This window comes from Haloechinothrix halophila YIM 93223, assembly GCF_000504245.1.
Taxonomy (GTDB): domain Bacteria; phylum Actinomycetota; class Actinomycetes; order Mycobacteriales; family Pseudonocardiaceae; genus Haloechinothrix_A; species Haloechinothrix_A halophila.
The window spans coordinates 4,902,026-4,917,281 of record NZ_KI632509.1 but is presented as its reverse complement, the minus strand read 5'-3'; the positions used below and the strand labels follow the sequence as shown (position 1 = coordinate 4,917,281).

10 protein-coding genes and 1 tRNA gene are annotated in these 15,256 nt (G+C 70.2%); 4 read left to right on the top strand and 7 right to left on the bottom strand.

The features are described from left to right. Positions 1-279: 279 nt before the first annotated feature. A tRNA-Ala gene (locus AMYHA_RS22385) sits at positions 280-352 on the bottom strand. 284 nt (positions 353-636) lie between these two features. Between AMYHA_RS22385 and AMYHA_RS22380 the strand changes: the two genes are divergently transcribed. Together AMYHA_RS22380 and hrpB are read left to right on the top strand one after the other, a co-directional pair. Continuing rightward, on the top strand, positions 637-1,422 hold the full coding sequence (locus tag AMYHA_RS22380) for a glutamate ABC transporter substrate-binding protein (protein WP_034278412.1): 786 nt from the start codon (positions 637-639) through the stop codon (positions 1,420-1,422). Continuing rightward, complete coding sequence (hrpB, locus tag AMYHA_RS22375; protein WP_157362313.1) at positions 1,423-3,951, top strand: ATP-dependent helicase HrpB; 2,529 nt, start codon at positions 1,423-1,425, stop codon at positions 3,949-3,951. A gap of 74 nt (positions 3,952-4,025) precedes the next feature. Here the strand turns inward: hrpB and AMYHA_RS22370 are convergent, their stop codons facing one another. Next, positions 4,026-4,808, bottom strand: a complete 783-nt coding sequence (locus AMYHA_RS22370; protein WP_034274304.1) for a hypothetical protein — start codon at positions 4,806-4,808, stop codon at positions 4,026-4,028. A gap of 173 nt (positions 4,809-4,981) precedes the next feature. Between AMYHA_RS22370 and AMYHA_RS22365 the strand changes: the two genes are divergently transcribed. After that, positions 4,982-7,174: a S8 family serine peptidase gene (locus tag AMYHA_RS22365; protein WP_169732969.1), complete on the top strand. Its 2,193-nt coding sequence runs from the start codon at positions 4,982-4,984 to the stop codon at positions 7,172-7,174. 9 nt (positions 7,175-7,183) lie between these two features. On the opposite strand, the gene AMYHA_RS22360 is transcribed toward AMYHA_RS22365, so the two are convergent. Further along, positions 7,184-7,960 carry an SGNH/GDSL hydrolase family protein gene (locus AMYHA_RS22360; protein WP_034274299.1) on the bottom strand — a complete coding sequence of 259 codons (777 nt, stop codon included), beginning with the start codon at positions 7,958-7,960 and terminating at the stop codon, positions 7,184-7,186. 267 nt (positions 7,961-8,227) lie between these two features. Here AMYHA_RS22360 and AMYHA_RS22355 point away from each other — a divergent pair, with 267 nt between their 5' ends. After that, positions 8,228-10,363 (top strand): putative bifunctional diguanylate cyclase/phosphodiesterase, encoded by a 2,136-nt coding sequence (locus tag AMYHA_RS22355; protein ID WP_051400191.1) that lies wholly within the window; start codon positions 8,228-8,230, stop codon positions 10,361-10,363. Positions 10,364-10,459: 96 nt separating this feature from the next. Here the strand turns inward: AMYHA_RS22355 and AMYHA_RS22350 are convergent, their stop codons facing one another. The 4 genes from AMYHA_RS22350 to AMYHA_RS22335 all read right to left on the bottom strand — a co-directional run bounded on the left by AMYHA_RS22350 (position 10,460) and on the right by AMYHA_RS22335 (position 15,134). Then, complete coding sequence (locus tag AMYHA_RS22350) at positions 10,460-11,320, bottom strand: hypothetical protein (RefSeq protein ID WP_034274293.1); 861 nt, start codon at positions 11,318-11,320, stop codon at positions 10,460-10,462. 137 nt (positions 11,321-11,457) lie between these two features. Beyond that, on the bottom strand, positions 11,458-12,675 hold the full coding sequence (locus AMYHA_RS22345) for a TetR/AcrR family transcriptional regulator (RefSeq protein WP_084037438.1): 1,218 nt from the start codon (positions 12,673-12,675) through the stop codon (positions 11,458-11,460). Between the two features lie 60 nt (positions 12,676-12,735). After that, positions 12,736-14,253: an aldehyde dehydrogenase family protein gene (locus AMYHA_RS22340; protein ID WP_034274290.1), complete on the bottom strand. Its 1,518-nt coding sequence runs from the start codon at positions 14,251-14,253 to the stop codon at positions 12,736-12,738. Beyond that, positions 14,250-15,134 (bottom strand): SDR family oxidoreductase, encoded by an 885-nt coding sequence (locus AMYHA_RS22335; protein ID WP_051400189.1) that lies wholly within the window; start codon positions 15,132-15,134, stop codon positions 14,250-14,252. The genes AMYHA_RS22340 and AMYHA_RS22335 overlap by 4 nt, the downstream gene beginning before the upstream one ends. Between the last annotated feature and the right edge of the window lie 122 nt (positions 15,135-15,256).

Below are 15,256 nucleotides of genomic sequence, written 5' to 3'. Positions count from 1 at the left end.
TCAGTTGGCCGCCCGCGCGGGGACAAGCCGCCTTGACCCGTGGTCGGTCTGGACAAGACGCATTCATGCACTGGCCGCTCGGCTCCAGCCCCGCAACAAGCGTACAAAACGGGCAAAACCGGTGGAGCAGTGCCGTGACCCCATTTCGCGACACCGGCACCGCTGCTCCAGTTTTGCTCCAGTTGCGGTGCACCCAGTCCACTATGGACGCCAAAATAAGATCAACCCCCGACCACGTCTCCGCAGGTCAGGGGTTGAATAAACGACGTTCACAAAGAGTGGAGCTGACGGGACTCGAACCCGTGACCCCCACACTGCCAGTGTGGTGCGCTACCAGCTGCGCCACAGCCCCTTGCGACGTGTATACGCTACATGACGCCGAACTGGCCGTCGCACAGGGGGCCGCCAGTGGGGTGCTCACATCGTGACAAGGCCTCCGCCAGGCTACTGACCAGCGTGAAAATCTCCCCTGCTGACTATGTCGATCTGGGGTTGTCGTGACGGTGCTTACGCTACTGTCGGCACAGTCGACGTCTGGCTCTCTCTCGCTGGGCTCAGGAGGCGATCTGCCTGGTGACTACGTGGCGTGCGCGGCCCGCGAGTCGTATCGCTGCTCTGGTGCTGACCTGTGTCGCCATGCTTGTCGCCAGTTGCGGCTCGGACCCGGCGCCGGACACGCTGGTGGCCAAGGCTGAGGACGTCGAAAGCCTGGTCATCGGCACCCGGTTCAGTCAGCCTGGAATGTCCGAACAAACCCTTGACGGTCGCTTCGTCGGGTTCGATATCGACCTCGCTCGGTTCGTCGCGAACGAGCTTGGCGTCGACGATGAGGACATCGAGTGGGTCGACGTCACCGCTGACGAGCGGGAATCCGCGCTGGTGAACGGACGGGTTGACATGATCGTCGGCACGTACTCGATCACCGAGTCGCGCAAGCAGGTGGTGGCGTTCGCGGGACCGTACTTCGTCACCGGGCAGGCCGTCATGGTTGGAATGCGTACGAAGGACATCGACGGCCCCGGCGCGCTGAACGGCAAGACGTTGTGCTCCGTCAGCGGCTCGACGTCGGCCCAGCAGGTCAAACAGCGCCACGCCAAGGACGTCGAGCTCAAGGAGTACCCCCGCTACGCCGACTGCGTCACCGCACTGCTCGCTGGGCAGCTCGACGCCGTGACCACCGACGAAGCCATTCTCGCCGGGTACGTCGCGCAGAACCCCGAACTGCTCAAGGTCGTCGGCCAGCAGTTCTCCCAGGAGCGTTACGGTATTGGCCTGCGCAAGGACGACCACCGCGGCCAGCGCGCGGTCAACGACGCGATCAGGAAGTTCATCGGCAGCGGCGAGTGGGAGCGCTCGCTGCGTCATCACCTGGGCGCGTCCGGCTACGAGCTGCCAGCGCCGCCTGCCGTGACCGAGGGTTGAGTGGACACACATCTCGCCGCATTGCCTGACCTGCCGGTGCGTGCTGTGGTGCCGGAGGTGCTCTGCGCACTGCGGGACATCGGCAGCGCCGTGCTGGTCGCGCCGCCCGGCACCGGCAAGACGACCGTCGTCCCGCTCGCGCTCACCGGGGACTACGACGGCCGCATCGTGGTCGCCGAGCCGCGCCGGGTCGCCGCCCGTGCCGCCGCGCGCCGGATGGCGTCGTTGCTCGGCGAGCGCGTGGGCCAGACCGTCGGCTACTCGGTGCGTGGCGACCGGAAGGTTTCCGACGCCACCCGCATCGAGGTCGTGACGTCGGGGCTGCTGGTGCGACGCCTGCAAGCCGACACCGACCTGCCCGGCGTGGCCGCCGTCGTGCTCGACGAGTGCCACGAACGACACCTCGACGCCGATCTGCTGCTCGCCCTGCTGCTGGACGTCAGGGGCGGGCTGCGTGACGACCTGCGCCTGCTCGCCACGTCCGCGACGGTGGCCGCCGACCGGCTGGCGTCGTTGCTTGGCGACGGGTCGTCCGCACCGATCGTGACCGCGCGGACGCCGCTGTTCGACGTCACCACGCGACACATCCCACCCGCCAGGAGCGAGCGGGTGGCGGCCTGCGTCGCACGGGCGGTGCGTACCGCGCTGTCCGAAGCCGACGGCGACGTGCTGGCGTTCTTGCCCGGAGTGGGGGAAATCAGCGCGGTGTCCGGAGCGCTCGACGATCTGCCGGACTCCGGTGTGGACGTCCAGGTGCTCCACGGTGGACTGACCGGATCCGGCCAGGACGCCGTGCTGCGGGAGAGCGAGCGGCGTCGCGTGGTGCTCGCGACGGCCATCGCGGAGTCCAGCGTGACGGTGCCAGGCGTGCGCTCGGTGGTGGATTCCGGGCTGGCGCGAGTGCCGCGTGTGGACCACCGGCGCGGGCTCTCCGGGCTGACCACGGTGCGGGTCAGCGCCGCCGTCGCCGAACAACGCGCTGGCAGGGCGGCGCGGCAGGGACCGGGGCTGGTGCTGCGATGCTGGCCGGAACACGAACACAGCACGCTACCCGCATACCCGGAACCGGAAATCGCTATCGCGGACCTGACCCCGCTGGCGCTCGAACTCGCCTGCTGGGGCACGCCGGACGGCGGCGGTCTGTCCTGGTGGGATCCGCCGACGCGTGGTCCGCTGGACGCCGGTGTGCGGGTGCTCGCGACCCTGGGCGCGGTCGACGATGACGGTGCCGTCACCGGCAGGGGCCGGGCGATGGCGCGGGCAGGGCTGCATCCCAGGCTCGCGCGGGCGTTACTCGACGGCGCACAGGATGCCGGACGACGCTGCGCGGCGGAGGTGGTCGCGCTGCTCGACGCCGCGGGCGCGAGTACCGCGACGGACGTCGACGCCGCGCTGTCCGGACTCCGGCGTGGCACCGCACCGGGCGCACGCCGCTGGCGGGACGACGTCGCGCGCCTTGAGCGCATCGCGACGGACACCACCGGAGCCGACCGGCGCACGGACGACGCCGAGGCCGGGACCCGCACGGACGACGCAAGGGCCGCCATGCGCGCGGACACCACCCCCGACCCGGCCTACGTCATCGCCCTCGCGCACCCCGAACGGATCGCGCGCCGTCGCGCACCAGGCACGCGGGTGTATCTCATGGCGAACGGAACCGCCGCGGAACTACCGCGCGATGGCGCACTGGCGGACGCGGAATGGCTCGCCGTCGCCGAAGCCACCCGCGAGCCAGGCCGGAAGCACGCGGTCATCCGGCTGGCGGCACCTGCCGACATCGACCTCGCCACGGCGGCCGCCGCCACGTTGCGCCGCACGGAGGACGAGATCACCTGGGACGACGGCGACGTCCGGGCGCGCAGCCGCGACTGGCTCGGCGCGATCGAACTCAGCCAGCGGCCACTCGCCGACCCCGACCCGACCGCCATCCGATCCGCCCTGCTCGACGGCCTGCGCACCGAGGGCACCGGGCTGCTGCGCTGGTCACGTGAGGCCACCGCCCTCCGTGACCGGTTGGCGTTCCTGCACCGCACGCTGGGTGAGCCGTGGCCAGCCATGGGCGATGCGTACCTGCTCGCGCGGGCGGACGAATGGCTGGAACCCGAGCTGTCGACGTCCCGCTCACGGGCGGACCTCGCCGCGCTCGACGCCGGCGATCTGCTGCGCAGACTGATCCCGTGGCAACACGTCGCCCGGCTGGACGATCTCGCCCCGGAGCGCATCGAGGTGCCGACCGGTTCGCGCATCCGTGTCGACTACTCCGAGGGCGATCCGGTGCTGGCGGTCCGGTTGCAAGAGACGTTCGGTTGGCTCCGCACGCCGGTGGTCGCGGACGGCGCGGCGCCGGTCGTGCTGCACTTGCTGTCGCCAGCGGGCAGGCCGTGTGCGGTCACCACCGATCTGGCGTCGTTCTGGCGGAACGGATATCCACAGGTGCGGGCGGAGCTGCGCGGTCGCTACCCGAAGCACGCCTGGCCGGAGGACCCGCTGACCGCCGAGCCGACGACCGGCACCAACCGCCGTCGCTGACGCGCTCTCGGGCCGACGACGACCGCCGCTACCGACGCGCGCCCGCCCCCCACGGCGATCCGCGCCAGCCGCCGCTACCGCTCGATCCGCGCTTGCTCCTCCCGCAGCCGCTGGTGCTCGCCGCGCTGCACCGCGTCGCGGATCTGCACCTCGGCCTGCTGAATGAAGTCGGCGAAGAACTCGTCGATGCGCGGGTCGGTCAGCACCTCGAGCGTCACCCGCATCGTCGACTCGGTCACCGTGCGCACCAGCTGGTCGTGGAACGGCACCAGCTTCAGCCTGCCGAGCTGCGGGTCCGCGTCCAGCTTCTCCGCGATGAGCGCCTGCAACTCGTCGTGGTTCTCCCGCAGCGAACTCGCCAGGTGGCGCGGATAGTGCCCGGTGGCGAGCACTTTGACGACCTCGTCGAGCACCGCGACGGTGATCGGCTTCTTGATCGCGAGCACGATCGGCTCGGCGAGCCGTTCCACCAGCCGGTAGGTGAACCGCTCACCGAACACCAGGTCCGCCGCTCGCACCAGCCGCACCACGATGCCGATGATCCGCAGCAGCCGCAGGCTGCGCAGCGCGGGGTGCGCCAGCGGGATCATGCCGAGGATTTCGTAGAAGTTGCGCAGCGGGAACCAGCGATCCCAGCCGTGCGAACGCCACCGCCACAGGAACTCGATGAGAAACACGCCGCAGATCGACGTATCGACGATGATCACCCACAGCGCGCGCGACAACGAGGGTTCGATGAACGTCACGTGCACGAGCAACCCGACGGAGAACACCGCGAGCAGGAGCATCGCGATGTCGTCGAGGTTGGTCATCGACATGCGGGCGCGGCCGCGGGTCCCGGAATCGGGCTCTGCCATGGTCCTCCTCGCCGAGTGAGAGGGCTCACTGTATAAGCCTGGGCCGCGATGATCGTCGGTGACTCGGAACTCGCTTTGCCCGGTGTGTCGTCACCCGGCCGTGCGCTATCGTGCCGCAGGTTCCGCGCTCCGGCGTGTCCACTGTGCTCGTTCTCGCCCGCAGGAGGATTGTGGTGAAGTCCGCTCGCGCTCGACGAGCGTTCGTCGGTGTCGTCGCCGCCATTGCCAGTGCCGCCGTCATCGGTGGCATCTTCACGTCGGCGACCGCCACGCCCGCCGATGTCGCCACACACGCTACGCACGGCAACGGCGACAGCGCGATCGTCGTCTTCGACGGCGAGCCGCTGCTCACCCATCCGAGGACGTCACGACTCCGGCCGCCGCTCGATCTCGACGCCGCCCCGGTGCGCGCGGTCAAGAAGGGACTCGCCGTGCAGCACGACCGGTTCCGGGGCTGGCTGCGCGCGTCATCCGCCACGGTGACCCGGGAGTACCATCTCGCGCTCAACGCCGTCGCGGTGGAGCTCAACGGCGCCAAGATCGCCGACCTGCGTGGCGCGCCCGGCGTGCGCGGCGTGCACCGCACCCAGTCGTACGAACCGCTCGACACGGCCGACCCCGACCTGACCCTGATCAACGCGATCAGCGCCTGGCGGTCGAAGCAGGTCGGCGGCGCGGCCAGCGCGGGTGCGGACATCGACGTCGGCGTGATCGACAGCGGCATCGACGTTGAGCACCCGTGTTTCGACGACACCGACTACCCGGTGAGCGTGCAGCGCGGCGACCTGCGTTTCACCAATAACAAGGTCGTCGTCGCGCGCGTGTTCCACTCCGACAGCAGCCTGACGCCGGAGGCGGTCGGTGCGCACGGCACCCACGTCGCGGGCACCGTCGCGTGCAATGCGGACACCCCGGCGAGTGTGCGGGGAGCGGATGTGCCGTACCGGGTGTCCGGCGTCGCGCCAGCCGCGCGGCTGGGCAACTACAACGTCTTCCCAGGCGACGTGGGCACGGCGTCCGATGAGGACCTGCTCGACGCGCTGGAGGCCGCCTACCGCGACGGCATGGACGTCATCAACCTCAGTCTCGGCGGTCCGGCCGCGCGCACGCAGGACCCGATCGCCGACGCGGTCGACAACCTCGACGAATCGGGCGTCGTCGTCACGGTCGCGGCGGGCAACGACGGGCCGGGGGAGGGCACCGTCGCCTCGCCTGGCACCGCCAAGCGGGCACTGACCTCCGGCGCGTCCACGGTCGGCCACTTCGTTGGCACCGCGATCACTACTGACGGCAGGACGTTCCGCGCCGCAGCTGGTGACTTCCCGACCGTGCGCCGGGACCTCACGGCGCCGCTCGGCGTCGTCGAGGGCGATGTCAACGGCCTCGGCACGGCGTGCGAACCGCTCGACGGGCTCGACCTCACCGGCCGGATCGCGGTGGTGAGCAGGGGTGACTGCAGTTTCTCCGCCAAGGTCCGCACCGTCGAGGACGCGGGGGCGCGCGGCGCGCTGGTCGTCAACGACGTCGCGGGCGATCCGACGTCGATGGCGGCGGACCCGTCCGTCGAGCCGAAGCCGACGATCCCGGCGTACATGGTCGGACGCGGCGCGGCGCGTGGTGTGCTGGCCGCCAACGGCGCTTCGGCCACGATCGACGCCGAGGCCAGCTACTTCCGCACCGGCAACGAGAACATCATGGCCGGGTTCTCCGGGCAGGGACCGACGCCGGACACGGCCAGCCTGGTCAAACCGGACGTCGTCGCGCCGGGCGCCAACGTGCTCGCCAGCGTTCCCGCCGACGACTGCGACGCCGATACGTGCTGGGCGTTTATGGAGGGGACGTCGATGGCGGCCCCGCACCTGGCTGGCATGGCGGCGGTGCTGCGCGCGGCCCACCCGGAGTGGACATCGGCGCAGGTCCGTTCGGCCGTGGTGAACACGGCCGCCGAGGGCGCACTGACACAGCACGAGGACGGCCGCACGGTGGCGGACGACGTCACGCTGACCGGCGCCGGGTTGGCGGACCTGCGCGCCGCGGTCGGCGCCCGGGTGGCGCTCGGGCCGGTGAGCACGTCGTTCCGCACTCTCACCGGCCGCTCGCCAGCCGAGGCGACCGTGCGGCTGACCAGCCTGACCGGTAAGGAGCAGCGACTGTCGGTGTCGATCGATTCCCGCGTCGGCGAGGGCGTCCGGTTCACCGCCCCTGGCGCGGTAACGGTCCCCGCCCGGGGGACAGCGACGATCACGCTGCGTGCCGTCGCCACCGGCGGCAAACCGGACCCAGGGCCGCGTTCGGCCATTCTCCGCCTCACGGACTCCACCGGCACCGACATCGCGCACTCGGTGTTGTTCGCGATGCGCCGGTGAGTGACAGCGCTACCCCCGGAGTGGCGTCAGCTCCGGCCGCTTGGCCGTGCGTCCATCCGAGGACGACTTGCCGCGAATCCGCCTGCTGACCCATGGCCCGAAGAACGTCGCCATCCACCGTAGTTCGGCGGCCGCCGTGCCGAGCGTGCCCGACTCCGGCACCCCCGGCAGTGGATCCGACCAGTTCGTGCTGCTGCCGGGCAGGCCAAGCGTGTTGGCCATGCCCGCCGCGATGAGGCGGTGGCCGAGCGGGCTGGCGTGCAACCGGTCAGGGCTCCACAGCCGTTGGTCGGTGGTCACGCCCTGGTGGTAGGTCTCAAGCACGGCGACACCGTGCCGCGCCGCCGCCTGGTCGATGCGGGCGTTGAGCGCGATGACTCTCGGCAGCAACGGCCGGGCCAGCGGCACGATCTCACCGATCTTCGGGAAGGTGATCGTGGCGACTCGCGCGCCCGCATCGGTCAACGCCGCGAACATCGCCTCGATCTCGCCTGCCACCTCGTCGGCGTCGAACGACGGCCGGAGCAGGTCGTTCATGCCCGCGACGACGGTGACCAGGTCGGGGCGCATCGCCAGGGCCGGTTCGAGTTGCTGACGTCTGATGTCGGCGGCGTGGGTGCCGCGCACGGCGAGATTCGCGTAGTGGACGTTCGGGTTCAGCTCGGCCAGGTGCTCGGCCAGCCGGTCGGCCCACCCCCGGTACCCGGTCGCCTCGTCGCCGTCGCACAGGCCCTCGGTCTGGCTGTCACCAAGCGCGACATAGCGTTCATACTGCGGCTCGCTCATTCCTCCTTTATAGCCCCCGGACGGGTAGCAGCCGCGTCGCGCACCGGATGCGAGCTCCGCAGCGCCGCAACGGGGGACTCGCGGCACCACAACGGGGAACTCGCGCCGTTACAACGCGGCACGCGTGACGCAGGGGCCGACACGCATTGTCACGGACTTGATACCGGGGAATCACACTGTAGGGTAGTCCTACCTGTACGCTCCGTACGTTTGGATGTCCCCGAGGCGTGAGGTAAGCGTGGACGGATCGACTTGGGCCCTGATCTGATGCCGCGGCAGTCCCTCGCCGCCGAGACTCGCCGGTTCACCCGGCGTTGGGCGGCCGCGCTCGCGGAAGCCGTCTCCCCGGCCAGACAACCGGAGGACATCGAGCGCGTGCTTGAGCCGCTGGTCAAAGACCTGGTCCGGGCCGTGAGCTCCGATCCGCTCACCCGCGACGCCGCACGGGACGTCGGGATGGCGCTGGTCGAGGCGAACTTCCGCAACGCCCGGTCGCTGAACCGCACCATCACCCTGCTTGGCACCGGCTTCGTCGAGGAACTGGGCGAAGCTCTCGGCCTCGACGACGAGCAGGGGGTCGCCAGCGTCGCCGCGCTACAGGGTGCGGTCGCCGAGGGGTTCTCGCTCGCACTGCGCAGCAGGATGCTGCGGGAACGCCACACGACGCAGGCAGCCGCGCTCGCCGCGGCGCGGGCGTCCGAGAGCCGCCGCCGCACCAGCGAGGCCCGGTTCCGCGCGGTGTTCACCGAGGCATCGGTCGGCATCGCCATCGTGGACCCGGACGGCTCGATACTCGAGGTCAACGCCGCTCTCGCGGGGATCCTGGATCGCGCCGACGACGTCTGTACCGGGTTGCCGATCGCCGACGTCATCGCGGACGATCTCCCCGCGAAGACCCGCGCCAACCTGGCCCGGCTGCTCGCGGGGGAGACCGGACGGTTTCGCGCCGAGTGCGTTCGCACCGGCGCCGACGGCAGGCCGATGCGACTCGACGTCACCCTCTCCGCCGTCGCGGACGAGGAAGGCGAGATCGACTTCCTCATCGGCGTCGTCGTCGACTTGACCGAGTGTCGCGCGCTTGAGGCGCAGCTGTGGCACGAGGCCCGCCACGACGAGCTGACCGGGCTGCCGAACCGCAAGCTGTTCCTGGAGCGGCTCGCGGAGTCCGAGCGGCTGGCTGGACTGTGTTACGTGGACCTCGACGGGTTCAAGAGCTTCAACGACGGCCTCGGCCACGACACTGGCGACCGGTTGCTCATCGCCGTCACCAAGCGGCTGCAGCAGGTGGCCAACGTCGAGGGCGTGCGGGTCGCGCGGCTCGGCGGCGACGAGTTCGTGCTGCTGATCGAAGATGATGGCACCGATGCCGACCGCGTCGCCCACTACGCCGAGCGCACCCTGGACACGCTCGCCGCACCCATCCGCATCGGCGACGATGAGTACAGCATCACCGCCAGCATCGGTGTGGTGCACACGGCGGCAGCGGGGACGGCGCCGTCCGAGCTGATGCGTGCCGCCGACATCTCACTGCAGCGCGCGAAAGCCCTTGGCAGAGCTCGCTGGGAGCGCTACGACCCTGACCGGGGCGCCGAGGAGGCGACCAAGCACGAGCTGGCGACCGCCATCCCGCTCGCGCTCACCCGCGACGAGTTCGTGCTCGACTATCAGCCGATGGTCACGCTGCCCGACTCGGTGGTGAGCGGCTTCGAGGCGCTGGTGCGCTGGCGGCACCCACAGCTTGGGCTGCTTGGGCCGGACCGATTCATCCCGCTCGCCGAGCAGACCGGCCACATCGTCGCGCTCGGCAGGTGGGTGCTCGAGCAGGCGTGCGCACAGGCGCGCTGTTGGTACGACGAGTTCCGCGATGTGCCGGTCGTGGTCAGCGTCAACGTCGCGGCGACGCAACTGCGGGAGGCGTCGTTCGTCAACGACGTCCTCGGCGCGCTGGACGCCGCTGGCCTGCCCGCCGACCGGTTGCAGCTGGAGCTGACCGAGAGCGCGGTCGCCGGTGACACGACGTGCGCACTGGCCGCGCTGACTGAGTTGGACGCCGCTGGGGTCGGCCTCGCCATCGACGATTTCGGCACCGGCTACTCCAACCTGGCGCACCTGGGCAGGCTGCCGGTGCACACGCTCAAGATCGACCGGTCATTCCTGTCGCCGATGCGGCCGGGCGGGCCGACCGATCCCGCGCACGACAAGATCGTCGCGGCCACCATCTCGCTGGCGCACTCGCTGGGGCTCGACGTCGCCGCCGAGGGTGTGGAGACCCCGGCGCAGGTCGAGGCGCTGCGGGTGCTGCATTGCGACAGCGCGCAGGGCTTCCTGTTCGGGGCACCGGCGTCGGCGGACGACGCGACCACGTTGATCGCCCACCGTATCGCCACCGCGGACTCCGCGTAGGGCGGGACGCCGCCCGGACTCCCACGCGAGTCACCCGGTCCCCGGCGCCCCGAAAGCCGCCGGGGTTCAGCCCGAAAGCCGAACGTCGCCGGGGCCTCAGCCCAGCATGCCGTCCAGCGTGCCGGTGATGGTGCCGGTGACCGGGTCGAGCGTGTCGTCAACCGTCTCGACGGTGTCGTCGACCGTGTCGACGGTGTCGTCGATCAGGCCGCCGTCGTCCTCGTTCTGCTGGGACGGCTCGCTCTGCCGCGTGGTCGGCTCGGACTGCTGCGTCTCGTCCGCTGGCACCGGCGCGACCGTCCTGCTCGGACCGGGCGCCGCCGTCCTCGGCTCGCTGGCCTGCTGTGTGGCCCGCACGCCGCCGCCGACACTGGACTGCTGCTGCGCCGCACCGCCGGTGGCCCGCTGCGAGGTGTCGGCGGCATTGCTGGCGTTGAGCACCGTGCTCGTCGGCTGGACGCCACCGACGCGAGCCTCGCTCGTCGTCTGGTCGCCGGGGGTGCCAGCGGCGTCGGCCAGCGTGTCGGCCGGGCCGGAGGCGATGGTCGGCTTGAGCGCGATCAGCCCGGCGACGGTGAGCCCGCACAGCACGGCGGCGCTGCTGATGGCGCCGAACCTGCCGCCACGGCGCTTGTCGTCCTTGGTGCCTGCCTGCCGGCCCGCCTTCGCGTCAACCCGCTCTGGCCGCGCCGCGCCTTGCGTCGGCTCGGCCCCACGCTGCCTCAGCTGGCTGACGTGGATCCTGGTGGTCGGCATCTCGATCGTCGGGGTGTCCTCGCCGCTGAACTCGATGCCCTCACGCCGCAGCAGCTCGGTCACCGGCTGCAGCTGGCGCTCCCTGTGCTGCTGCCGGGGACGGCGGTACGGGGTGTACGCGGCGCGTTCGCGCGCGACGAGTTCGGCGACGGTGCAGTAATTTCGCGCATTTCGTTGCGGTGCAACCGTGTTGATAGACACGCGGGAACCTCTCGTCCGGCCATCCGATAACCCAGTTGATGGCCGTTAGTGGTCTGTTTGGTCTGTCGGGGGGAGGCCTCAGATAGTACCCGTTTGGGTGATCTAGAAAAGCCCGGACACCCAAAAAGTCCAAAATTCTATGTGCGCTGCGTCACTTGCGCTGCCATCCCCGCGGCGAACAGGTCGTCGTGCAACCGGGGGCGCCACATGAGGCCAGGTAGCCGAACGACGTCGTTGACGATCATAATCGCCGCCTGCACGACCACCCGTGCGGCCGCCTCGTCCAGGTCAGGCCGCACCGCCTGCAGGGCCCGCGCCCAGGTCATGATCCCCTCGCGCTGCCGAGCGCGGTGCCCGGCAGCGACGTCGGCAGGAAGATGGGTGAGTTCACTCACCGCGACCCGCACGAGATCCCGATGGGTGAACGCGAAGCTGATGTAGTAGCGCAGCATCCGCTCCAGCGAGTCGACCGGATTGTCCGCGTCGTCGATCGACACGGCGGTGTAGTGCTCGGTCGCGGCCGCGGCTCGGTCGATGATCTCGGCGAGCAGGTCGGACTTGCGCCGGAAGTGGTAGTACACGCTGGGGCCCGTGATGCCGACGGCCGCGCCGATGTCGTCGATGCTGACCGACGCGTAGCCGCGCTCGCTGAACAGCAACGCCGCCGCCGCGATCAGCCGGTCCCTGCGCGAGGTTCCCGACGCCTCGTGCGGCATCGGGATGACGGGATCGATCGTGTGCTCAGCGGACTCCGGCTCGCCGCCAGCGGCGCCGGTCGGCAGTTCGGTCGCCGCCACCCGATGTGCCACCGTGCGCAGCAGGACCCGGAACTCCTGCGCGGGCAGCATGACCTGGTGGTGCGACACGCTTTCGAACACCGCGAGCACGCACCAGCCGAGGAACTCGGCGTCGTCGTGGTTGAGCTCCGGCCTGGCGCGCTGGATCGCGGCCTGCGCGGTCGCGGCGGCCCCGACCAGTTTGCGCATGACCAGTGCCTGTGTCTCCGTTGAGAGGTAGCGGAATTCCCGCTGCCACAACGCCGACATGCCGCGATGCGCCAGCGCACCATGCGCCAGCGAGTCGATCAGCTCGTCCAGGCTCTCGGTGCGTGCGATGCCCTCGATGATCTCGTCAAGACCGTCGAGGACACTGCGGGTCAGCAGCTCTTCTTTATTGGTGAAGTGCCGGTACAGCGCGGTCGACGTGATGCCGATGGTCGCCGCGATGTCGACCATGGACGTCCGGTGGTAGCCGTTGCGCAGGAAGTGCTCGGTCGCGGTGCGCAGGATGACTTCCTTGCGGTTGCGCGGTCGCGCCGAGCCGTTCTCCCCGCTGGTCGCGGCGTTCACTCGCACCTGACGTCCCTTCGCGATGGCCTCGCTGTCGCCGCCACCCTAGCGCGAAGGCCTGACGTCTCAGCGCAACCCGAGCCGCCGCCGGAGGTCGCGTGCCATGACGAAGCGCGTCAGCCGTCGCACCAGATTCCCGCGCAGCGGCCGGTATGGGTACCACATCGGCTCCGAGCGAGGTGCCACCCGCGAGGACACGATCGCCTGCGTGCGGCAGTACTTGCGGATGCCATGAGCGCCGCCGTTGCGGGCGCCCATCCCGGACTGCTTCCAGCCGGCCATCGGCAGTGGCAGCGCGAAAAGATTGGTGAAGACGTCGTTGACGTTGACCGCGCCCGCTTCCAACCGGCGTGCGATGCGCTCACCGTGCTCGGTGTCGCGCGTGAACACCGTCGCGGATAGCCCATAGGGCGTGTCGTTGGCCAGTCGCACCGCCTCGTCGGCGTTGGCCACCTTCATGATCGGCAACGTCGGCCCGAAGGTCTCCTCCCGCATGCACGCCATGGTGTGGTCGACGTCGACGAGCACGGTCGGCTCGAAGAACGTCCCCGTGCCAGCGGGTTTGCCGCCGACGAGCGCTTTCGCACCAGCCTGGATCGCCTCGTCGACGTGGCGGCGCACGATCTCGGCCTGCGCCTGGTTCGCCAGCGCGCCGACGTCGTAGCGGAAGCCAGCGCCAGCAGCGCCGACGGGGCCGTCGGTGCCTTGCCGCAGCTCGCGCACCCGCGCCACGACGCGGTTGACGAAGTCCTCGTAGACCGGGGCTTCGACGTAGATCCGCTCCACCGAAGTGCACATCTGGCCCGAGTTGCAGATCCCGCCCCACACCGCGGCGTTCGCGGCACGGTCGAGGTCCGCGTCGGAGAGCACCAGCATCGGATCCTTGCCGCCCAGCTCCAGTCCGCACGGGATCAGCCGCTCCGCCGCGCGCGTCGCGATCGCGGTCCCGGTGCGGGTCGAGCCGGTGAACTGCACGTAGTCAACGGCGTCGACCAGCGCGGCACCCGTCGCGCCCGCCCCCGTCAGGCAGGTCAGCACCGGCGGTGCGCCGATCTCCGCCCAGCCAGCTAGGGCCGTGCTGATCGCCAGCGGTGTGAACTCGGACGGTTTGACCACCACGGCCGCGCCAGCTAGCAGTGCGGGGATGGCGTCCATCAGTGACAACGCGACCGGGAAGTTCCACGGCGTGATCACCCCGGCCACCGGATACGGCCGATGCACCGCGCGCTGCCGCTTGGTCAGCGTCATCGGGCCGTGCGCACGCGGCGTCTCCTCGGTGAGGAACCGCTGGCCGTGCTTGCTGTAGTAGTTGATGACATCGGCGGCGTAGGGCACCTCGATGGTGGCTTCCGCCCACGGTTTGCCGGTCTCTGACTGCAGGATGCGCGCCAGCTGGTCCTCGTTGTCCAGCAACCAGTCGCGATAGCGGCGCAGCCAGCGCGCCCGCTCCGCGAAGCCGATGTTCTCCCAGGACGTCTGATGCTCGCGCAGTCGCTCGACGGCCTCGGTCACCTCGTTCGGCTGCTGATCGCTGACGACGCCGACCACGCTGCCGTCGGCGGGGGAGCGGATCTCGATGCTCACCTGTCACCTCCGACGATGCGGCGGTGGTACTTGTCCCGCTGCGCCGGGTCGGGGTCACTGAACGCCCGGTCCAGCTTGGTGGCCCTGGCGAAGGCGTAGCGCGCCCGCTCGGGTAGCAGCGACATGACCTTGATGGTCGCGGTCAGCGACGTCGGCACGGTCAACCTGCCCTTATTGCTGACCACGGCTCTGACGACGGTGCTGGCGACGTCCTCCGGATCGACCGTGGTCATGTTCTCCGCCCAGCCGGGCAGGTTCGCGCCAGCGGACAGTTCGGTGCGCACGATGCCGGGCAGCACCGCGGTGACGTTGACGCCGCTGTCCAGCAGCTCGCGGCGCAGCGCCTCGGTGAACCCGACGACGGCGTGCTTGGTGCCGCAGTACGTCGCGATGCCGGCTTCGGCGGTCATGCCAGCCAGCGACGCGATGTTGACGATGGTGCCGCTGCGCCTGCTGGCGAACCGTTGCCCGGCGAGCTTGCTGCCGGTGATGACCCCGCGCAGATTGATGTCGAGCATCCGGTCGGTCATCGCGTCGGTCTCGTCGAGGAACATCCCGGTCGGCATGATCCCGGCGTTGTTGACCAGCACGTCTAATCCACCGAGCCGGTCGGTGACCTGGTCAAGGAACGTCCCGAACGACGCCCGGTCGGTGACGTCGAGCGGCAGGCCGACCACCGTCGCGTGTGGCCTCGCGCCTAGCTCGACGGCGGTCTTCTCGGCCAGCTCGACGTCGACGTCCCCGATCGCGACCGCCGCGCCGTTCGCGAGGAACTGCTCGGCTGTCGCCTTGCCGATGCCCCGCGCGCCACCGGTGATCGCCACGACTTTCCCCGCGACCTGATCCCTGATCGCCGCGGGAGACTTCGCACTCCGTGCCATGCGCCCCGTTCCTCTCCGTCCTGTGTCATCCGTCACGCCGCAGTATGGCGGCGGGCGCATGAGGCGCGCTTGAGTTGACTGGCCAGATCACGGTCGGCGTGTTGTACCGTTCGGCCAACGCG